The organism is sulfur-oxidizing endosymbiont of Gigantopelta aegis, from assembly GCF_016097415.1.
Taxonomy (GTDB): Bacteria; Pseudomonadota; Gammaproteobacteria; order GRL18; family GRL18; genus GRL18.
Genome location: NZ_JAEHGE010000001.1, coordinates 2,536,533 through 2,558,737, shown reverse-complemented (window position 1 = coordinate 2,558,737; position 22,205 = coordinate 2,536,533). Strand labels below are relative to the sequence as shown.

15 protein-coding genes and 4 pseudogenes are annotated in these 22,205 nt (G+C 40.7%); 3 read left to right on the top strand and 16 right to left on the bottom strand.

The genetic code is table 11. The features are described 5' to 3' along the window. Nucleotides 1-29 precede the first annotated feature (29 nt). From JEU79_RS12885 to JEU79_RS28625, 3 genes and pseudogenes are all read right to left on the bottom strand, one after another. Entirely contained in the window at nt 30-893 is an 864-nt protein-coding gene (locus JEU79_RS12885) for an IS3 family transposase (RefSeq protein ID WP_198263029.1), read from the bottom strand. After that, nucleotides 890-1,192 (bottom strand): transposase, encoded by a 303-nt coding sequence (locus JEU79_RS26515; RefSeq protein WP_246540267.1) that lies wholly within the window; start codon nt 1,190-1,192, stop codon nt 890-892. The genes JEU79_RS12885 and JEU79_RS26515 overlap by 4 nt, the downstream gene beginning before the upstream one ends. A 58-nt stretch (nt 1,193-1,250) precedes the next feature. Continuing rightward, a pseudogene (locus tag JEU79_RS28625) lies at nt 1,251-1,448 on the bottom strand (transposase); the annotation flags it as partial. 133 nt (nt 1,449-1,581) lie between these two features. Between JEU79_RS28625 and nhaA the strand changes: the two are divergent. The 3 genes and pseudogenes from nhaA to JEU79_RS12860 all read left to right on the top strand — a co-directional run. Continuing rightward, nucleotides 1,582-2,354, top strand: a pseudogene (nhaA, locus tag JEU79_RS28620) (Na+/H+ antiporter NhaA); the annotation flags it as partial. 11 nt (nt 2,355-2,365) lie between these two features. Next, nucleotides 2,366-3,394, top strand: a pseudogene (locus JEU79_RS28615) (IS3 family transposase); the annotation flags it as partial. Between the two features lie 251 nt (nt 3,395-3,645). Then, on the top strand, nt 3,646-4,104 hold the full coding sequence (locus JEU79_RS12860) for a Na+/H+ antiporter NhaA (RefSeq protein WP_198265996.1): 459 nt from the start codon (nt 3,646-3,648) through the stop codon (nt 4,102-4,104). Nucleotides 4,105-4,157: 53 nt separating this feature from the next. Here JEU79_RS12860 and JEU79_RS12855 read toward each other — a convergent pair whose 3' ends face one another. The 13 genes and pseudogenes from JEU79_RS12855 to JEU79_RS12795 all read right to left on the bottom strand — a co-directional run bounded on the left by JEU79_RS12855 (nt 4,158) and on the right by JEU79_RS12795 (nt 21,985). Beyond that, nucleotides 4,158-4,673, bottom strand: a complete 516-nt coding sequence (locus JEU79_RS12855; RefSeq protein WP_198264429.1) for a metallophosphoesterase family protein — start codon at nt 4,671-4,673, stop codon at nt 4,158-4,160. Between the two features lie 57 nt (nt 4,674-4,730). Next, nucleotides 4,731-5,711: a YkgJ family cysteine cluster protein gene (locus JEU79_RS12850; protein WP_198264428.1), complete on the bottom strand. Its 981-nt coding sequence runs from the start codon at nt 5,709-5,711 to the stop codon at nt 4,731-4,733. 313 nt (nt 5,712-6,024) lie between these two features. Then, nucleotides 6,025-7,947, bottom strand: a pseudogene (gene aprA, locus JEU79_RS12845) (adenylyl-sulfate reductase subunit alpha). Between the two features lie 134 nt (nt 7,948-8,081). Further along, the gene (aprB, locus tag JEU79_RS12840) at nt 8,082-8,558 is read right to left on the bottom strand and encodes an adenylyl-sulfate reductase subunit beta (RefSeq protein WP_198264365.1); all 477 of its coding nucleotides are present in this window, start codon (nt 8,556-8,558) and stop codon (nt 8,082-8,084) included. A gap of 201 nt (nt 8,559-8,759) precedes the next feature. Then, on the bottom strand, nt 8,760-9,902 hold the full coding sequence (locus JEU79_RS12835; protein ID WP_198264427.1) for a hypothetical protein: 1,143 nt from the start codon (nt 9,900-9,902) through the stop codon (nt 8,760-8,762). A 5-nt stretch (nt 9,903-9,907) separates the two neighbouring features. Then, nucleotides 9,908-11,818, bottom strand: a complete 1,911-nt coding sequence (locus tag JEU79_RS12830) for a potassium channel family protein (RefSeq protein ID WP_198264426.1) — start codon at nt 11,816-11,818, stop codon at nt 9,908-9,910. A gap of 44 nt (nt 11,819-11,862) precedes the next feature. After that, nucleotides 11,863-12,246, bottom strand: coding sequence for a DUF6394 family protein (locus JEU79_RS12825; protein WP_198264425.1), 384 nt, complete (start codon nt 12,244-12,246; stop codon nt 11,863-11,865). Between the two features lie 339 nt (nt 12,247-12,585). Then, the gene (locus JEU79_RS12820; protein WP_198264424.1) at nt 12,586-14,130 is read right to left on the bottom strand and encodes a dynamin family protein; all 1,545 of its coding nucleotides are present in this window, start codon (nt 14,128-14,130) and stop codon (nt 12,586-12,588) included. A gap of 87 nt (nt 14,131-14,217) precedes the next feature. Beyond that, nucleotides 14,218-14,820: a methyl-accepting chemotaxis protein gene (locus JEU79_RS12815; protein WP_198264423.1), complete on the bottom strand. Its 603-nt coding sequence runs from the start codon at nt 14,818-14,820 to the stop codon at nt 14,218-14,220. Nucleotides 14,821-15,112: 292 nt separating this feature from the next. Continuing rightward, nucleotides 15,113-16,198 (bottom strand): hypothetical protein, encoded by a 1,086-nt coding sequence (locus JEU79_RS12810; RefSeq protein WP_198264422.1) that lies wholly within the window; start codon nt 16,196-16,198, stop codon nt 15,113-15,115. Between the two features lie 62 nt (nt 16,199-16,260). After that, on the bottom strand, nt 16,261-16,881 hold the full coding sequence (locus JEU79_RS12805) for a nucleotide-binding protein (protein ID WP_198264421.1): 621 nt from the start codon (nt 16,879-16,881) through the stop codon (nt 16,261-16,263). 50 nt (nt 16,882-16,931) lie between these two features. Then, a complete protein-coding gene (locus tag JEU79_RS12800; protein WP_198264420.1) occupies nt 16,932-20,768 on the bottom strand; it encodes an efflux RND transporter permease subunit in 3,837 nt (1,278 codons plus the stop codon). An 80-nt stretch (nt 20,769-20,848) separates the two neighbouring features. Next, nucleotides 20,849-21,985 carry an efflux RND transporter periplasmic adaptor subunit gene (locus tag JEU79_RS12795; RefSeq protein ID WP_198264419.1) on the bottom strand — a complete coding sequence of 379 codons (1,137 nt, stop codon included), beginning with the start codon at nt 21,983-21,985 and terminating at the stop codon, nt 20,849-20,851. Nucleotides 21,986-22,205: the final 220 nt, after the last annotated feature.

The following is a 22,205-nucleotide window of genomic DNA, read 5'->3' as shown; positions in this document are numbered from 1 at the left end:
CGCCTTTTACCCCTCTTCAATCAATCGATTTAAGCTATTTCCTGCTGTATTTCATAATCGACTGGTGACAAATAATCATTAGCCGAATGAAGTCGCTCCCGATTATAAAATACCTCAATATATTCAAATATTGCCTGCTTTGCTTCTACTCTGGTTTTGAATCGACAATGGTGCGTCAATTCAGTTTTCAAACTATGAAAGAAGCTCTCTGATACAGCATTGTCCCAGCAATTTCCTTTGCGGCTCATAGACTGAATTATGTTATGATCCGACAATATTTTTCTATGACTATCAGAGGCATATTGGCTACCTCGGTCAGTATGCCAAAGCAATCCATCCATTGGTTTACGCTTCCATATGGCCATCAGTAAAGCATCATTGACTAGCTTGGCTTTCATTCGCTCATCCATCGACCAGCCAACAATTTGCCTAGAGAATAAGTCAATGACAACCGCTAAATATAACCAGCCTTCCTTGGTGGCAATATAGGTAATATCACCCACATAGTAGCGATCAGGTTGAGAGACAGTAAACTCTCTTTCCAGTAAATTTGGAGATATACGCTTATTATGCTTGGAATTAGTCGTCGCTTTAAAGCGTCTCTTCGTTTTACAAAACAAACCGGCTTTTTTCATTAATCGACCAATTCTCCGGCGGCTTATATGAACGCCTTTTTCAGCCAGTTTTCTTTTTAAGACGACGGGTTCCATAAGTCTTGCGACTGTCTTCAAACAGTTTTTTAGCTGCTCAGTAAGCGCTTCATTTTCTTTCTCTCTATCCGTTTTAGGAGAGCTAACCCAATCATAATAGCAACTACGGGAAACATCCATAAAACGGCACAGAATCGTTACCGGGTAATCTTTAGCCTGATCAGTTATCCATGCGTACTTCACAAAGTTTCCCTTGCAAAAAGTACGCTGTGGCCTTTTAATAAATCACGCTCCTGAATCACTTTTGCCAATTCTTTTTTCAGACGTTTTACTTCATCATAAATGTGTTCATCACTTCTATTGGCTACCGTCTTCACCGGTTTGGAATATTTACTGATCCAGGTATGTAGAGTATTTACATTAACACCTAGCTCCCTGGCAGTCTGAGAAACAGGTTGATCCGTCTCATTAGCTAATTTGACAGCTGATTCTTTAAATTCTGATGTATAGCTTTTATTCGGTTTTTTTGTTTGATCATTCATTTTAGGTCACACTTTTTATCTTTTAGTTATTTTAAGTTGTGTGTCCGGTTAAGTATAGCCGCATTAGTTTTACTTCATCATAAATGTGTTCATCACTTCTATTGGCTACCGTCTTCACCGGTTTGGAATATTTACTGATCCAGGTATGTAGAGTATTTACATTAACACCTAGCTCCCTGGCAGTCTGAGAAACGGGTTGATCCGTCTCATTAGCTAATTTGACAGCTGATTCTTTAAATTCTGATGTATAGCTTTTTTTGTTTGATCATTCATTTTAGGTCACACTTTTTATCTTTTAGTTATTTTAAGTTGTGTGTCCGGTTAAGTATAGCCACATTATAATTTAACTACCAAGGTTTTTTTGTTTAATATGGATTTTTTCAACTAGCATGCATTCCTCAAACAAACGTCCAATTGACTCACAAAGTGTACAAAACAACAGCATAAGTTTCTTGCAACGTTTCTTTAAGAAAGAAAGTGCTAGTAGTATTCTCTTAATAAGCGCAGCAATACTTGCGATCATTGTTGCTAACTCCCCACTCTCTAGCTTCTACGGTGAATTGCTCGATATCCCCGTTGAAATAAGAATTGGTGCTTTACATATCGCCAAGCCTTTAATCTTATGGATTAATGACGGTCTAATGGCAATTTTCTTTTTTTTTAATTGGCTTGGAACTGAAAAGAGAACTTTTAGAAGGTGAATTGTCCGATCCAAAAAACTGGTATTACCAACAGCCGCGCCGTTGGCGGTATGCTCTTCCCAGCTTTAATATACGCTGCATTTAACTGGCATGATCCGTTGCATTGAAGGGTTGGGCAATCCCCTGCTGCCACCGATATCGCATTCGCTTTAGGTATTTTAGCCGTATTTGGTAAACGGGTTCCCATTGCCCTGAAGGTTTTCCTCGTCTCTCTCGCCATCATGGACGATATGGGAGCAATCATAATCATCGCGCTGTTCTACACCAGTGACTTATCCATAATCAGTTTGTCTGTAGCTTTACTTTCCCTGATCTTCTTAACCGGTTTTAATATCTATAAATTTAAAACTCTCACCCCTTATATGCTGATGGGAATTATTTTATGGGTTGCAGTTTTAAAATCAGGGGTACATGCAACACTCGCGGGTGTTTTGCTTGCGTTCTTTATTCCTCTAAAAACCGACTCAGTAATGTGGCTAATCAAACAAAAAAAAAACCGAATAAAAGCTATACATCAGAATTTAAAGAATCAGCTGTCAAATTAGCTAATGAGACGGATCAACCCGTTTCTCAGACTGCCAGGGAGCTAGGTGTTAATGTAAATACTCTACATACCTGGATCAGTAAATATTCCAAACCGGTGAAGACGGTAGCCAATAGAAGTGATGAACACATTTATGATGAAGTAAAACGTCTGAAAAAAGAATTGGCAAAAGTGATTCAGGAGCGTGATTTATTAAAAAGGCCACAGCGTACTTTGCAAGGGAAACTTTGTGAAGTACGCATGGATAACTGATCAGGCTAAAGATTACCCGGTAACGATTCTGTGCCGTTTTATGGATGTTTCCCGTAGTTGCTATTATGATTGGGTTAGCTCTCCTAAAACGGATAGAGAGAAAAAAAAATGAAGCGCTTACTGAGCAGCTAAAAAACTGTTTGAAGACAGTCGCAAGACTTATGGAACCCGTCGTCTTAAAAGAAACTGGCTGAAAAAGGCGTTCATATAAGCCGCCGGAGAATTGGTCGATTAATGAAAAAAGCCGGTTTGTTTTGTAAAACGAAGAGACGCTTTAAAGCGACGACTAATTCCAAGCATAATAAGCGTATATCTCCAAATTTACTGGAAAGAGAGTTTACTGTCTCTCAACCTGATCGCTACTATGTGGGTGATATTACCTATATTGCCACCAAGGAAGGCTGGTTATATTTAGCGGTTGTCATTGACTTATTCTCTAGGCAAATTGTTGGCTGGTCGATGGATGAGCGAATGAAAGCCAAGCTAGTCAATGATGCTTTACTGATGGCCATATGGAAGCGTAAACCAATGGATGGATTGCTTTGGCATACTGACCGAGGTAGCCAATATGCCTCTGATAGTCATAGAAAAATATTGTCGGATCATAACATAATTCAGTCTATGAGCCGCAAAGGAAATTGCTGGGACAATGCTGTATCAGAGAGCTTCTTTCATAGTTTGAAAAGGGGTAAAAGGCGACATAAATGCCGCCCATTACCGTTGACGGCCATCGGCTCCTCAGCCTGTGCCGTGAAGATATTGTAACAGGATCATTACCGTTGTGAAAATACCTTGGGTGAATGGAACGGCTCTATCGTTCCAGAGGGCAAAGCCCTTTCTCTTCATCTGTTTAAAGTTAACATGAGAAACTAAAATGATAGGAAATACAAAATGACAAAAATCACTTGAAACAGCCAAAAAAATATTTAGAAAACTGTCCGGAAAAGTGTTGACACATCACAGACAATGAACGTTCACTATCAAAAACACTGGAACATGATCTTCATGGCACAGTTTCATTTTTGATCATCCCCATTTTTGCCTTTGCCAATGCCGGCATTCCACTCACAGGCTTGAGTTTTAACTCCCTTTTAGAGCCCATTCCATTAGGTATTATTCTAGGTTTATTTTTCGGCAAGCAGATTGGCGTCATGCTCTTTAGTTTTATAGCAGTCAAACTAGGCATTGCATCATTACCTGACAACGTTAATTGGAAACAACTTTATGGCGTGGCTTTTTTATGTGGGGTGGGTTTTACAATGAGCCTATTCATTGGCTCACTCGCCTTTGAACAAGGCGGCACAGAAGCTAATTTAATGAATGACCGTTTAGGTATTTTGGTCGGTTCAACAATATCAGCCATCGCAGGCTACTTGTATTTAAATAAAGTATTGCCTAAGAATGAGGCTAAATAAATGCTAGAAAGAAAGGGAGGTTGTTAGTGAATCGCTTAGCATGAAGAGCTAAGTTAAATCTTATCTGCAAATTTAAACACTGCATAATCCCAACAATCATTATCAATCGTCAAAACAATACAGGATGGACCACCCTTATTGCGAGTAAAACCCGCAGCGCCAGGGTTAATGATATGCTGTCCCGGCCTATCTTCATCAATCACCTGAATATGCGTATGACCATAAATAATCAAACGCGAGTCAGGATGCGCACTTCTCATATCCTGATGACTCGGCATATGCATATCATGCTCATGACCATGCTCAACAGTAATCGTACCCCCAGGCACCACCAACTCCATCACATGTGGTAAGTTTTTCACCAGATTCCAGTCTTTAAAATCCCATAGATATGGCTTATCATTATTGCCCGCAACAGCAATAACATGCTCAGCCTTAGGTTTTAAAGTCCGTAAAACACTACTATCACCAATATCACCAGCATGAATAGCAATATCACAATCTTCAATGACTTGAACGATCTGCTCATCCAACTCTTCATGAGTATCAGAGAGAATACCTATCTTCATCCTTGAAGAATTTGAAAAGTCAGTTTTCTGATTAAGAAGCATAGGGTTTAGATCGACTTATTTACTTTTATCGTTCTTTTTTTCCGCATCCTGCGCTTTTAGCATATCATCACGCATCACTTCATCACCCATTACCTCAGGATCATAGCGTGGATCATTCAGATTTGCATATTCCATTTCAGCATTATGACGTGCCTTCCAGAATTCCTTACGTTCTTCAGAACGCTCAGTCACCGCAACTTCTTTAGTCTCAATGGTTTTTTCACCAAATAACACCTGACGTAAAAAGCGATAACCAAAGGTCAACAAAGCAACATCATCAGCCATTATCTCATCAACAAATGCACTCTCTAACTCATAAACCGCCTGAAAATTAGGGCTGCTAACAAAACGCTTAAAACGGTCCAAATCATAAGTTGCCATGAAAAGAATTTGTAAACTTTCAGATGAAGGCGTACCCACAGATGGACCCGCCGACTTCTTTTTAAGCATCAAGCGAATCCAATCCAGGTTATTCTTATCGAATTCTTCAACACCCTGAGTTTCTCTATATTCACCTAAAGTAATTTCTTTCGTCTCAGGCAAGAAATTATGCGCTTCGTGACCTTTACAATGTTCTTCTTCGATACGGAAATAATTCTGCTCATCCGTTTTCGCTTCAGTATGCTTTACACCCATCAAACCAAAGGGATAATAACGACAAGCTGAAGGACGATCATCATAAACCATACACCCCTTCTCGTTCATCAATAAACAATGCTTGTCTTCATTCGTCTTTAACTTAACACCAACAATGCCATCACTGTCCATTTCCCATGGTACTGTATATTCTTTAAGAAACTCTTCAGAAGTTAAGCCTAGATGTTGCTTCAAACGAATCACATCATAAGGGGCAAGCATCACATCAGCCTGTTTACAACAAGCATTAAAGCAAGACACGCCAGGGTGACAAGCAAATTTAATCTTATGCTCTTCAGTTAAAATCTCCGGAACAAATGCGCTTTCATAAGGAAGATGTGAGACGTCTGGTTTACCCATAATAATTACCTGATTTGTTTACTGTTGTAGAATAATTGTTTATTAAGACCGTTTTATTAAGTCTGCTAGCAAAATAACAAATTATTCGCCGACTCTAAATTTGGATGACGAATTTTACTATATTCTAATCATTTTGTCAGTATGTTCTTATAAGAGAGCGATAAAAGTTGGGAAATATGAAGCATATTTCAGAATTCAGAGCCCATAAAGAAAGAAAAGACAACAAAAAAAGCCCGCTCAACTTGCATTGAACGGGCTCTTCTTGGTGCTTATTAAGCCTTACTGTACCTGAGCTTTCACTCAGTTGCAGTCATTACTTCATAAGGACAGACTTGTCGACAACATCAACGTGTTCTACTTTAAAGCAGTTCCACTTTTGTGTCTTCTTGTCATAGGTTGAGTTCACAAAACATTTCCAGTTTTCTTCGTCAACAATGTTGAAGTCCATACGATAGTAGAAGCCAGGGTAACGTGATTCTTCACGGAACTGGATGTGCTTCATGTGTGCTTCAGCAGTCAATATGCGGTGATAGTTTTCCCACGCACGTAATAACTCGTGTAAATCTTTAGCACGCATTTTCTTCGCGTCTTCTTTTAGCATACCCAGCTTGTGCTCTGCGACTTCTAGCATCTTCGCATTGGTCTGGTACATGGTCGCAACACCGGCTACGTACTCATCCATCATCTTCTGTAAACGGAACTGAAGCATTTTTGGTGTGATGTAGTTAGGGTTGATATCGATTGCTGTAGAGTAATCTTTGTGCTCTAAGAAGGTACGTACTGGCTGATAGATATCTGAGGTCAACTCTTCTACTGAAGTGTCTAATTCAGGTGTCCAATCTTTGTTGTCTACACAGTACTGAACCATGGCTTTAGCGGCTAAACGACCTTCAGCGTGAGAGCCTGAAGAGAATTTGTGACCGGATGCGCCAACACCATCAGCAGCGGTGAATAAACCTTTGATGGTGGTCATTGAGCGGTAGCCCCATGACCATGCTTCAGGTGCGCCTAAATCGGTAGGACCTGAAACCCAGATGCCACAACAACCTGAGTGTGAACCCAGTAGGTATGGTTCGGTAGGCATTAATTCGGAGTTGGTTTTTCTGGTTCGATATTCTCACCAGCCCATACGCCTGCTTGACCAATACACATGTCTAGGAAATCTTCCCAAGCTTCTGCTTCCAGGTGCTTGATTTCTTTGGGTGTCATGGTTTCTGCTAAATTGCCTAGTGCTGTAACGGTGTCCATATAGATGGGACCACGGCCTTCACGCATTTCTTTCATCATTAGGTGATTACGTAGGCAAGAAGCAGGTACTTTGGCGAGTCCATAAGGAGGATAGTCGTTCAGTAGCTCGGCATTTTTGTCCATGTAAACTTCACCGAAAGCATTAGTTGCTTTGGCTTTGAATAGTAGGAACCATGCGCCAACAGGTCCGTAGCCGTCTTTGAAACGGGCTGGGACGAAGCGGTTTTCCATCATGGTTAATTCAGCCAGCTTCTGCTGCCATTGAGTAAGTTGAACCTGAGTTCCAGACGGGATACCAAGCACGACCTGTACCTTCTCCAACAGAACGGGGACGGAAGATGTTCACTGCGCCACCACACACTAATAAGCAAGCTTTGAAGGTGTAAACGTAGATTTTGTTTTCACGAGTAGAGAAACCAACAGCACCGGCAATACGACTGGGGTCGTTTTTGTCGTTGACGAGTTTTACGATGAAGACGCGTTCTTGGATTTTTTCTGTGCCTAAGGCTTTTTTAGCCGCTTCTGCAACAATCCACTTGTAGCTTTCACCGTTAATCATGATTTGCCATTTACCAGAACGTACGGGCATGCCGCCGTCTGCTAATGATTTGCCTTCGTCTCCAGGCTGTTTCCAAATTGGTAGACCCCATTCTTCGAATAGGTGAACTGAATCATCGACGTGACGACCTAGGTCATACGCTAAATCATCACGGGTAATGCCCATTAAGTCGTTTGAAACCATGCGAGCATAGTCCGCGGGATCTTGTTCGGTACCAATATAGGTGTTAATCGCTGATAAACCTTGAGCAACGGCGCCGGAGCGATCCATGGCAGCTTTATCGACAAGCTTGACTGAGATGTCTTGGCCTGATGCTTCTATCCATGGTCCTAGTTCGTATGCTGCGCCACATGCGCCCATACCACCACCGATAAGTAGAATGTCAACCGTTTCTTCGATGACTTCTGGATTTTCAAATGTTCCTGACATTCGGATAACCTCTGTTTGTATTGTTCTATAGTTTGAGCTATGTACGTTGTCTGGCTCAGCTTTTTGTTCGCTGGCTGACAAGGGACTGGCTCTCTGTTTTTGCGAGTGCTTCTTGCTTCGTATTACCGAGGTAATTACTTAAGAAGAATCAATTCGTCTGGGTTACCTTCATAAGGATATTTGCCTTCATTAACGAAGAATCCTTTATCTGAACCAATGTTCGCGTAATCTGCTTTAGGCTTGCCTTCATACGGCTGAATTGAACCTTCTGGCGTGGTACGTATCGGGAATTTGAAACGCTTCATGGTGCCGTTTCTGAATTTGATGGTCCACATGATTGAATCAGTTCCGCGTAGTGGCTGTACTGAACCGCCCATAGGGACGATATCGGCATAAGCACGACATTCGATGGCGTTCTGTGGACAGATCTTAATGCAGGAATAACATTCCCAGCACTGCTCTGGCTCTTGGTTAAATGATTTCATGGCGTGGCCAGTTTCTGAACCGTCTTTGTCCAGTTTCATTAAGTCGTGTGGGCAGATATACATACATGCTGTTCTGTCCTGACCTTTACAGCCATCACACTTTTCTGTGCGTACGAATGTTGGCATTTTGTTTTCCTTATAAATATTACTAAATATTAGTAAACTTGAATTGAGACTGCCTATTGGCAAACTCGGCAATTATACATAAGGAAAATGGGAAAAACTACACTATTTTAAGGATACCTTGCATTATAAGTATTTAATAATATTGCACTATTGAATTCACGTCTTGCAATTGCTTAAAAATATACCATAAATAGCATGTAATCAGTTTTGCAGGGAGAACATATCCGGCATAGAAAAACTGGGAATCATTGAATCAGGTGAACCAAAGGGTTTGGTTTTATTGGCATCATGCGCATAACTTTTATAGAAGCTATCAAAAGGATTAGATAAACCTGGGAAACCACCTAAAGGATTATCTAAGCCATTACTAAAACTATTAATTGGATTATACGCACCTAAAAAAGGATTTGTGCGTTGATGCTTCTTATTTCGATTAAAAAGTCCATAATTTTGCCCTAAGCCTGTTATAGCGCGATTATTATATTGATAACTGGGGCTGAGGTGACTATAGCCTGGCACCATGTCGCTAGGGGTTACTATCCCGGGAATAGTACCTGGGAGTGTACCTGGCACACCATAAACAGGGACTGGTACATATCTAAGCTGCTCACTCTGAGAATTATGTTCAACATAGCCGTTTTGACCATTTAAGCGCTGTCCCTGCCAGGATTGATTTCCCCGACTATAGCGCTTCGACTCCATATCACTGGGATACAGTAGATTGGAATAGGAATCAAATGCCTGTCGTGGCATCATCGAATTCATCATAGGTGGTGCAAAGCTATTGTTAGGCATATTCATAGGATAGAATGGCGATGCGCTTGAGTTTTGACTCGGTGGGTATGCATATTGCTCAGGATATTTGTATCGAGATGAATTCATGGCTGATGTTTTTTGTGGATAATCATCATATTTATAGCGCTCTGAATTATAGCGTTCAGACTTATAACGAGCAGAGCTAAAGCGTTCTGAGTCACCATTCCAGTTAGTTGCCTGATCCGCACGACGAAAGTCAGGTGCTCGCTGCTGAATTCGCGCCTCTCTATTGGGGTAATAATGTGAACCCGACGGCACAGGCTTATAGCCAATATCCCCGATATAACTTGGCCTTTTTCCCGTCATATTAGACATTTGAGGATAGCGAACCTGTCTTTGATTCATATAACGAAAATTACGTGCTTCTTCATGCGCATATTGCTCTGCCTGATCAACAATATCACTGGGGAAAAGGAAGTTATTTGCGGCAAAAGCAGGCCACGACAGTACACCTAGGATACCAGAAAAGCCTAACAACATGGATTGTCTGGTATATTTACAATATTTTTTTACGGCCACTTTTAGCAAAGGCTTCATCCTACTTTTTTCTCTTGTTGTAGTAATTTATATTTATACAACCATCGCCAAATATATCCATCGGCTAGTTCATATCCTGTGTGGGTATAATTATAGATATTAATATTGCTAATTGACCAACACATTAGCCCCATACTTTCTTTGTCACCACAAAGTAATAGTTGATCACCTGCAAAGATTTGAAAGTCTTTTTCCGGTAATAAAAAATTATCGTATTTCGTGAGTGCATGCCTATTGTAATGCTTATGATGATGCGCATCACTATTGTTTTTCTTCCGATGTACTAATAAGACCACACAATTAAGGAATTTATCCCTATTCCTTGGATGCGTTAGAATATTTCCCGTAGTAATTTTGTCTTTTTTTAGAAAAGGCATCACCGCGGGTGTCTGTTGTTCGGATATTTCAATCATCCAGGTCGTTGCCGCATCATCAATAAAACTGCTCAATCGACTAATTAAAATATTAGCCCATTGATCTTTTTGCCTTCTGGCTAAGGATAAAAAGGTTGATAATAATGGTGTTTTAATAATCGACAGAATTTCTCCAGCAACAATACTGGCAGGTTGCATAATAAAATCCAGTTCTGCTTTTTCAAACACCGCTTCATTTCGACTAAAATTTTGCCTGGCAATAGCAAATAAACGGCCACTCTGACGTTTTAGCTTTAGCAACTGACTATTTTCAGAATGGAGCTTGTGTTCATTTAAGTCATTTAAACCATAACGTTCGTAATAATCTTCATTTCGTTTTGCCCCCACTTGATAACGCTTCACTTCATCCTGTGCGGTCAAAACAATCGATAAATTATTGGCATCGTTATCAGTACCAGCCACAATTGCGACAGCATCGGTAATTTTAGCTTCTCTTAAGGTGATAGCATCCGTTCCCCTACCGCTAATCGTCCCCTCTGGTGAAAGGGTGATATCCGGGTCAGCTTCAACAATAACCGTTTTAATACCAATGTAATTTAAGTGTCGTGAGACTGCTTTACCAAAACGACCATAACCACAAATCACCCACGTGCCTTTAGGGGGCTTGATCGGTTCATTTCTCACTTTGTGATAAGGATTAGTCAACCACTCGTAAACTAAATAGGCACTCGGTGAGCGCACGGATAAAGCCAAACGACGCGCATAAATATCAAAAGGGTTAATGATGTGCGAAGTACCAAATGAGGCCATATTTGACTCAGCTTCGGCAGTTTCTGCCCGACAGACTACCATTAAATGATCATCAAGCATACGTTCCTTATTAAGCAGACGTGCCGTAATTGCTATTTTAAGATTGACTTCATCCTTATTGGTTAAGGCTATCACTCCCTGGCAACATTCATGGGTCAGTCCCGCAGTTTCAAGCACCTGAGGAAAAGAGGCATTGGCAGCCAAAGCAGGTATATCGATATTCGGCTCATCAATTTCCAAACTTTCAATACGCTCTGGATCAAGATCAATAACCACTGATAAAAAATGATTAGCCGATAATTCATGTGCTAATAGCTTACCCGTATCACCATAGCCACAAATGAGATAAAAAGGTTCTTTTATTTTCTTTATTTTACGTCGAAACTCGTTTTCTTTAAGGACTTTTTTAAATGCCGGATTTTGTAAGGTACTGATTAAAGCACCGATGCTATATAACCAAATAGTGACGGTAATATAAATACCCAAAACCGTCCACATACGCTGAGCATTGGTGAATTCATAAGGAATTTCACCAAAACCAATGGTTGAGCCCATAAAACTGACAAAATAGAAGGCATGAAAGAAACTCATGTGCCAGACATTCCCCTGATCATCTTGCCCGGGGATCAACACAAAGCCCAAAATAACAATCGCATAGCTGATGATCAACAGCATGATGGGTAAACGAATACGTTTTAGCAATAAAAAAAGCAGACTATTCATCGCATATCTATCATTTCGTTTTGAAAAATCATCTGACTAATGCCTTAACGTCTTACGATCACGGTTTCTATCACCAATAGCACAACTGAGGTTAAGTTAGCAATTAAAGCACCGCCAGAAACAGAGACAATAGTTGCCATAATTTCAGGTGTCACACCAGTATCGGTCACATGATCAGCAATCCCCCAGATAAGCGCCGCTGCAAACAAATGAATATCTGCCACCAAACTAGTTGCCAAAAGCACCGCACCAATATGTGAACGATCACCCAACTTAATCACCGTCGCAATTAGACTAATAACAATTGCTGCGAATAATTCATAAACATGATGATGCGCGGGGTTATCAATATCGCCAATAAAGAAACCAAAGTTAATCGTCAGTGCAAAAACCACAAAAAAAGCAAAAGAAACTTTTTCAAAATTCATAGTGTCAATTCCATAAAAACATCTAAACCCTTACCTTAAACTATTACCTTAAAGATAGCAGATAATGATATGATTTATATAAGAATGCAAGAAGGAGTGAAGAACAATACTTTACCCCTTCATATAAGAAAAAAATTGTAGCCTAAAGAAAACGCCCGAAGGCGAAAGAGAAAGGGGCTATTTATGGGTTCGATCAACCTACTTTACACTTCAAATGTAGGATGTGGTGAGGAACGAACCGTATCAAAGGCTTTAAACAAACGTTTTTGATGCGGTTCGTTGCACTCACCACATCCTACAAGTGTAAAGATAAATGGACTTATTTGATCTGTCCCTAATTTATTGTGCAGGTGAATTAGTCTTTGTTTCGACCTGCTCAACGATTTCAGCACCAGGTGTTTCAGCATCAAGTTTGTTTTTCAGAGTTTCTGCTTCAGCCAGACGTTGTGCCTCTTTGCGTCCCAAGGGATCGGCAAAATTATCATTGAGTGATTTAACAAAATTATCGGCTGAATTACGCACTCGCTCGATGGCCTTGTGCCCTCTTCTACCCCAACCTGCGGGTTTAAAGGCAAAAACACTACGCAGAGGGTGTGTATTTTTTAAGAACGCTGTTGCGATATTGCCCGGGCCATTCGCTGTAGGTAATTTTTTCACAATCCTTCGAGCAGTGAAACGGCGCACCCAAAAATGAATACCGCCAAAAACCACCACAAATACACCGGCAATAATACCTTGCAGTACCGGACTATTTTTCACTGACTCCAACCAAGAGGGTTGAAATGAACCATCAGGCCAATAACCCGCATAAATTGATAGTGTGACTAATAGGATAATTAACAAACCATAAAGAATGCCATCCGTGATCAGTACTGAACGATACCAGGACTCCATGGCTTCTTTTATTTTTGGCACTGCATGTTGTTCTATCTGGTTGGCGGTATTTTCTAAAGCACCGATAATGCGATAGACGCGTTCTACACTCACCTCTTGCATACGGTGTTCAATTTCACCCATGTCGATATCGAGTTTTTCTTTATAGCGTCTTCTCAGGTGTTCATCGGGGATTTCGGGAGCTACTTTTTCATTATAAACACAATAAAAGCGCCCTGTAGACAGTCCTGCTTGCACCACAGCACGTTGCCATGCGGCAACGACTTGTTCGGCATTGTCTTCCTTCGCAGTAGAATCCATTTGATTTAGTATAAACAGAAACTTACCCGCATCATTACGACGTATAGTACCTTCAACCAAATGCTCAAGAGTATCTTTCATCGCACCGGGTTCAGGATGTCTGGCATCAAAAAAGACCAAGACAAGGTCAGCTAAATCAATGATATGATCGGTGATTTTAAGTGTGGCATTGCGTTGCTCATCAGCATCAAAGCCTGGAGAATCAATTAATATCTTACCTTTTAGGACATCACTCTTGCAGGTTTTTAATTGCAGGTAGGTATCAATACGACTCCCTTCACCGGCAGACACTTTTTCGATTTCTTCACTAATTTGATAAAAAGGCAAGCGTGGATCAGCATCCAGAGCTAAACCGGGTAAGACTCGAATTTGTTCTTCCTGGCTATAGCAAATCACTGTGAATTTATCATCAACGGCCTGGTTGCCCGTCAATTGTAAATTAACATCGAGATAACTATTGAGAAATGAGGATTTACCAGCAGAAAAAGTACCCAGAACGGAAATAAGTGGCCACCATGAAATCGTGGTGGCAAATGACTCTTCTGGCGTCAATAAACCTAGACGATAGGCAACAATGTCTAATTCTTTAAAAGAATCGACCGCATCGATCAGTATTGGATTTTCAGTAGCCAGGTTATCTTGTAAACTTTGTAATCTTGATTTTAATAATGTACTCGGGCCTTCAAACATTGCTACTTCTGCTCCTTGCTATTGTGCTGATGCTCAGCACGATAAGAAATAATTTTGTATCAAATATTCTGGATATGACCCTTAATATTACCGTACTGGCGGTGGAAAAGCTAATGGTCCAGGTGAGCCACGGTTGGTTCGTCTACCACCCCATGGGGTCATGCTATCGAACATACTTTCTGCAGGATTTGAAACACTTTTATTCATGCTCCACATATCACGTTGCATTGCCACCAGACCTACACTCATGGTTTGAATATTGGTACTAATACCATCAATACGATCAGCAACATCTTGCGCTGTTTTGGTCATTTTTGTCGTATTACCCGCCATTTCTGGCATAGTTTGCGCCACAGTCTCAGACATCAAACGGGTACTACGCTGCATTTGGTCCACACTACTGGAAATAATTTCCATATTAGTATTCACCGACATAGCCATTTGATTAACCGAACGGGTAATCTGACGCACATCATTGGATAAAGAATGCACATCATGGGTCAAATTAAAAATCAAATAATAACCATAAGCAGCCAATACGATAAATGCAAACAAGGCAGTGTAAACAATTAATTGTAAACGTTGACCTTTAACATCAGAATCTTTTCTACGTTCGTCCAATGTTTCTGAATCAAAACCAGTTGCATCTGCCTCAGCAGTTAATTTATGGTATAACCTTTTGATAGGCATTTCTCTCTCTCCTAAGCATTAACCACCCCTTTGTATTTATTTTTAACGGTTAATGGCTTTATTCATTTTTTATTTACCCCCATTTGTAAAAAAATTTAACAATAGGGGTACTTATATCTTTAGTATATTAGAATCTTCGAATAAAGCAATTAAAATTGCTCATTATTATTATGTTGCTATAACGTTGTCCTTACATTCTTTATACCTATAACACTTAGGCTAAAGTGTTATAGGTAGATAACATCTGACCTCCTTACAGCCAGATATTGTATAAATTATTGCAAAGACCTATTTATTGTTTCCTCTTAATAATATTACGTTGTTCTTGAGCGATAGCTTTATCCAGTTTGTCGGTACTAAAAACCACCCGCCAAGCTTCATTAAAACGATTGTGATTGACCAAACGTGTCACAAATTGTGTATTGGTCGTTAAATAGTGCTGTTTTTTATTCTGTACCTTATACACATTGGCTAATTCACCAACAATGTCCGGCAACTCTGGTAGTTGCTCTATCAACAAGTTATATCTGTCTTCTGCCAGCTTATATTTTTTTTCTTCAAAAGCCTGACGTGCCTGTTCTAGCAAACGTCCCTGTTCAGCAGTTTCAATAACTGGCTCAATCGGCTTAAGCAGCTTCTTTTTCTTTGCTGCCTGAGACTTGTTATTTATTTTAGCATTCATGCCTTCTAAGGGCACCATCATGACCATCTGTGATTGTAATTGTCTTTGCCTATCACGTATCTGGCGTTTAATATTTTTAGTCTTAACAGCATCAGTGACGTTATTATCTTTAAGCGCTTGCGTCTCAGGCAGCAAAGAATCTCGAATAACCACTTCTAAGGCTTTATCTTCTTGCTGATTTATAGTTTTATCTGGGCGCACAATTGTTTTGTTTGTTTTAGTCGCCTTGACCACATTGACTGGGCTATCCTTGAATGGCTCTACATTAAGGTTGTTGTGCTTAGTAGAAAGATCCGCATCAATATCGCTATCTGTCGGATATTTAATCTCATCACCCGAAGCATATTCTAAGGCTAAGCTTTTAGCAGCCTTGTCCATTGCTTGTTGCTCTTCAGTACGCAGTTTTTCTCGATATTCCTGCATCCGTTTGGAAAAATCATTTGGCGGCTGTGAATCATCATTCGCTGACGGTGTTTCTGCAACAGCTTCTATTGGCTCTTGCGGTGAGTTATCAGCAGTTGACTGATCGGTCGTCACATCTGAATCTAAAGACTTTGTCGTTTCAGATACGGGGGTTTTAGAAGCACTAGACTCAAGAGGTTCAGTTGTATCATCGCTATTCCAATAGAGGTAGACCGCTAGAGATAACATTAAAATTAATGTCAGATGACTGAGTATCCAGCGAAAAAACTTCATTTCCGGTCCAATTGATGTTGACACAATATACCCTATTCGATTTAGTTAAACCTTAACAAAACTTATCCTGGATACACAATACTGGCAAATTTATTAACTTCTGCGGCCGCTTTTCCTTTAGGTTCAAGCTCAAAAACGGCAAGCCCCTCACTAAAGGAACGTCGGTAAGTCGTTCTTTGATATAAGCGAGTACCAATAAGATCAATATAAGGTAACATTTTTAATGCATCTTCTGCCTCACCCGTTTCACGCACTCCTTTGTGCGTGTCAGCGCGATTCACAAAGCCTAGCATTTGCGGCATATTCTTTTTGCCACGAATATCTAAAACCATTTTAATAAAGCGTTGTGTTGACCAAATATCAGCCTGACTCGGTGGCACAGGTACAATAATCCGATCCGTCAGGGCAATGGCACGCTTCATCGATTCAGTATCCGCAGTACCAATATCGATGAGTATTTGTTCATGGTCTGTTTTTTCTAATTCATCAATGGAGTTACTAATAGAAATTATCGGCTCATATTCATCCTCTTCACGAATATCACCGACATCACTCAATGTTGCCTGAGGATCCAAATCAAAAATTTTCACTTTGTGGTCATTTAAAGCTAACCAGACTGCCAGATTAAATGTGACTGTACTTTTTCCCGTGCCGCCCTTTAGATTACCTACCACTGTGATCATTTAAAATTCCTATCCTATAAAAATTTGTTGTCCTAGCTAATAATAAATCTCTATTCTTCGCCTAAATCACCCTTTAGCTGTATTCCACGACGACCTTTCTTTTTAACCGTCTTTTTAACTGTACTTTTCACCGTCGTAGAAGATTTTTTCTTTACTGTCACTGCTTTTTTAGTGCTCATTGCCTTCTTTTTTGCTACCGCTTTTTTAATGACAGGTTTCTTTTTAACGACGGCTTTTTCCACCGGTTTTTCTTCTGTTGCTACGATTTTAGTCGCACTTTCTTCCGTCTTTTTTATTTCTAAAGGCTTAGCTTCTTCAACCTTAGCTTCCTGTTTTACTTCAGGTTTAACTTCTTCTTTTTTAGCAGCAGGTATTGGAGCTACCGGTTTAGGTGCTGGCTTTGGCGTTGTGACAGGCGCAGTCTTTGTAACAGGTTTTTTTCGCTTGAAAACAAGCGTATAAAGTCCCTGTAAACTCCACCATACAACCTGTACCACGGTGACAATAATGGAGTATGTGGTAAATAGAATCTTACCCATAGTGCTTGCAAAAGAACTACCACCCGATGGTTTAGAGTTTACTTTATTTTTATGATCCAAGCACATCTGATAATCAGGATGCTCTTCATTCATATTTCCACAAAAAGCCGCACGACCACTATAACAACCCAAAGGAATAACAATTAATGTCAGCAATGTGGAGACAAAGACACCAAACATCAATGAAATAGCCATGCCCTGGAAAATAGGATCAAAGAGAATAGCCATTGAACCTACAACTAAGGCCAATGCCGTAATCACAATAGGGCGTGTCCGGGTGATACAGGCCATGATAATGGCTTCTCTAATTTCGACTCCACGGGTAATTTCTTGCCGCGAATAGTCCACCAGCAGTATCGAGTTTCGGACAATGATCCCCGCTAAGGCAATGAAACCAATCATTGAGGTTGCTGTAAACTCCGCCCCCATAATGGCATGCCCGGGAATAATTCCCACTAGGGTCAAAGGAATTGGCGAGATAACCACGGCGGGTAAGGTAAAATTACCAAATTCCCAAACCACCAGCATATAAATTAAGATAATCGCCACGCCAAAGGCAAGCCCCATATCGCGGAAAGTTTCATACGTGACCGTCCACTCTCCCGTCCATTCAAAGCCCGATTCGCTGTGCATTGTAGAGGATTCGGGGGGGGCCATCCATGTACCGACTATGTGTTCCTTTCGTGGCCCTAGGTTTTCTTCCAGCGCCAACATATCCCAAACATCAAACATGCCATAAATTGGCGCAGCAAATTCACCGACCACTTCACCAATGACGTATTCAACTGGACGTAAATCTTTATGATAAATAATAGCTTCTTTATACCCTTTTGAAAACACACCTAACTCAGCCAAGGGCACACTACCACCTTGCTGCGTGGGTACAGGTAATTGACTCAAATAATTAAAATTAGCCCGCACATCTAGGGGAACTTGCAAAATAATCATCGTCGCTTCAAGAATTGAACCATCCTTAATATCACCTAAGACAAAACCACCCATGGCCATTTCTAAGGTTTTATTAATCGCATCCACACTGACACCAGTACGGATGGCTTTTTCACGATTCACTCTAAAATTCCAAATCTCATACGGTTTTTGAATATAATTATCCACATCAGTAATAGAACTTGACTGTTCAAATAACTGAGTCAATTTCATTGCCACAGCATGGCGCTCATGTGCCGTCGGCCCATAAACTTCTGCCACCATTGATTGTAATACTGGTGGTCCTGGTGGCATTTCTACAATTTGAATTTTTGGTGCATTAATCTGGGTATAAACACCCTCTTTGACTTTCTTGGCAATCAGCGCAGTCAATGTTTCTCGCACTTCCTGAGCAATTTGATGACTGGTTCTATCACGCAGTTTCTTGTGTAATAGCTGTACATTTAAGTCTGCCTGCCAAGGCTGTTGACGCAAATAGTAGTGACGTACCAGCCCATTAAAGTCAAAGGGTGAGGCTGTACCAACATAAGACTGGATAGCGGTTACTTCTGAAATTTGTCTGACTTCTTCCGCAAATTGACGAGTCAAGTTAGCCGTCACAGGCAAGGAAGTACCGGCGGGAAAATTAATGACTACATTGAAAACCGATTTATTATCCAAAGGCATCATTTTGACTTTGACAGATTTGAAATAAAACAAACTACAAGCAATAAAGAAAATAACAAACAAGCCAATTAAAAAGCCATTGCCAGCTACTTTGCTATCAATAAGGGGATTAAGAATACCACGATAAAAACCGTCCAACTGTTTAACGGTCTTATGTTCTGATTCTTCCATTTTTTGCAGCGAGTCCATACTCGGTTTAAAACGAATCGCCAAAAACGGAGTGAACACAAATGCTGCAAATAACGAATACATCATGGCTACCGAGCCTAATGCTGGAATGGGTTCCATATAGGGTCCCATCATACCGCGTACCATTCCCATAGGTAGTAAAGCTGCAATTACGGTAAAGGTGGCAAGAATGGTCGGATTACCAACTTCTCTTACGGCATCAATCGAGGTGTCATCTGATATTTCACCATCCATTGCCCAACGCCGATACATATTCTCGACCACCACAATGGCATCATCTACAAGTATCCCTATCGAAAAAATCAGCGCAAACAAACTCACCCGGTCAATGGTATAACCCATCACCAGAGCAAAGAAAGTTGTCACGAGAATAACATTAGGAATAACAATAAAGCATACCAGAGCAGCACGCCAATTTAAAAACCAAAAAATCAGTATTGATACCGCAACGGTAACCAGAACCAACTTAAACATCAGGCCATTAACTTTATCCTGAGCCGATTGACCATAGTTTCTGGTCACGCTTAATTCAACATTACTCGGAATTAAGCGACCTTTCATGGCCTCAACCCGGGAAAGAATTTCTTTTACGACACTGACACCATTAGTACCGCCTTTTTTGGCAATGGCGAGTGTCACTGCTGGCTCACCATTGGCCATTTTTGTTTCTGAGGTTGCGGCACCGGTATAAAAATTGACAAATTTATGTGCTTCGCCGGGGCCATGCATGACTTCTGCAACATCTCTAACGTAAACAGGATTGCCATCGTGCATAGCTACAACTAGACGCTCCACGTCCTCTGCATTACGCAAAAACGAACCAGTATAGAGTTTAAAGCTATTGTCCCCTGATTCTATAGAACCAACAGTCTTTTCACTATTGGCCGTCATAATTGTTCCGGCAATTTGTTCTAGAGTAATATCATAACCCGCTAAGCGCTCAGGCTTCACTTCAATACGTAATTGTTCCTGACGGCCACTAACAACAAAACTTTTGCTGGTTTCAGGGATCTCTTTTAATTCCTGCATGACATCGAGGGCAATTAAGCGCAAAGCCGCATCATCGAGACTATCAGACCAGAGTGTTAATGCCACCAAAGGTACATCATCCACTCCCTTAGGCTTAACCAGAGGCTGGGAAACACCCGGTGGAATTTTATCCATATTCGATTGCAACCGGTCATACAATTTGACCAGTGAGGGCCCCATTTCTTCACCCACTTCAAATTGCACGGTGACTATAGCATGATCACGCTGAGAAGCTGAATAGACGTGTTTGACGCCTGGAATCTCACTCATAATACGTTCTAAAGGCACAGCAACTAAGGATGCAACCTGTTCTGTCGATGCCCCAGGATAATTGACAAAGATATCAACCATTGGCACAGAGATTTGTGGATCTTCCTGCCGGGGCGTCATCATAAAGCCCGCCAAACCGATAGCAAATGTTGCGATCAAAAGTAGTAGGGTCAATGGCGAATGCATAAAGGTTCGAGTCAGATTACCAGCGAGACCCAAGCCATGTTTGTTTTTTGTGTTATCCATAATAATTAAACTTACTCGTACTTATTATTTGTTATTACTTTGCCGAATGACATGCCATTGATGGCATGAAATAAAAGGGTTTATTTTATTTCCAAACCCGGCTTCCAGTTTTGAGGTGGGTGATCAACAATACGATCACCCGATTTTAAACCTGATAGAACAGTAAAGGACTTACCACCATTGATTTTTTTACCCAGACGAATGACGTGTAATTCAGCGATATTTTTATCATTCATGACCAACACACTAGGCAAACTACCCATGTGCTTAAGAATACTCGTTTTAGGAATAGTAATAGAGGTGTTAGGCTGGGAATTTTTAACCGGAATAGCGACTTCAGCATACATACCCGGTACACCATGAGTACCGATAGGTAAATCAAATTTCACGGTAACTGTGTGTTTGCTCTTATCTGCCAACGGATATATTTGCGCAACTTTGGCTGGAATCATCATGCCACTCACATCAAGGTAAGCTCTAACGGTATCGCCGACTTTAATAAACGGCACTAAACGGACAGGGACTTCGGTGCGAATTCGGATGTAATCGGTATTAGCATAAGAAATAAGCGGCATACCCGGCTGTACCGTGTCACCGACTTCAACCAGCTTTTTAATGATCATACCTTTAAACGGTGCAATGGAGCGTGTGTCACGAATACTGGCGTTAATTTCATTAATCGCTTCTCTGGCACTTCTGACTCTGGACTGAGCCTGATTGACTGCAGCACCTTGATTGTATAAATCAGCTTGACGCTGAACATCGCTATCACCATAGCCCATGGTGTCGCCAATTTGCTTGGTAAACATTTGATCGAACATACCCGGCATTCCCATGCCCGGCATCTGGGTGGCATTTTCAGACTGCGGAGACCAAAGTTCACGATTGTATTGAACTTGAGAGTTTTGTAAAGAGGCAACTGACTGATCATATTGAGCAATGGCAGATTTACGTTTGGCTAATAAGCTTTCATCACTGATACTGACCAGTAATGCCCCTGTGTCAAAGGCATCACCTTCATTACCTGCTAAAAATTCTACGCGCCCGGGCATTTGAGCGGAGAGTGTCACTTCCTTATATGGGATAACACTTCCCCCTAAAAAAACCTGTTCTAAATCTCGTTGCGCACCTACTTCAATAATTTCGCTAGAAAAAGTATTCCCAGCCGCTAGCAAGCCAAGACTTAAAACTAAAATGCCGCTTAAACGCCTAAACATCATTTAATACCTTTTTAATTAGTAATTTGTATTCGTAATTTTGCTCACAAACCGCTGTTGTGAATAGTCATAGCCATGTTGAAACAAAGTGTTGTAAATGTCTTGTAAACAAATGTGTTGTAAATCAAACATGGAATAAAAAAGCTGTATATCGTTATTTATGTAATAAAAACAGGTGTATAAAAGTATTATTAACAAGTTAATAGATAATGGATTAATA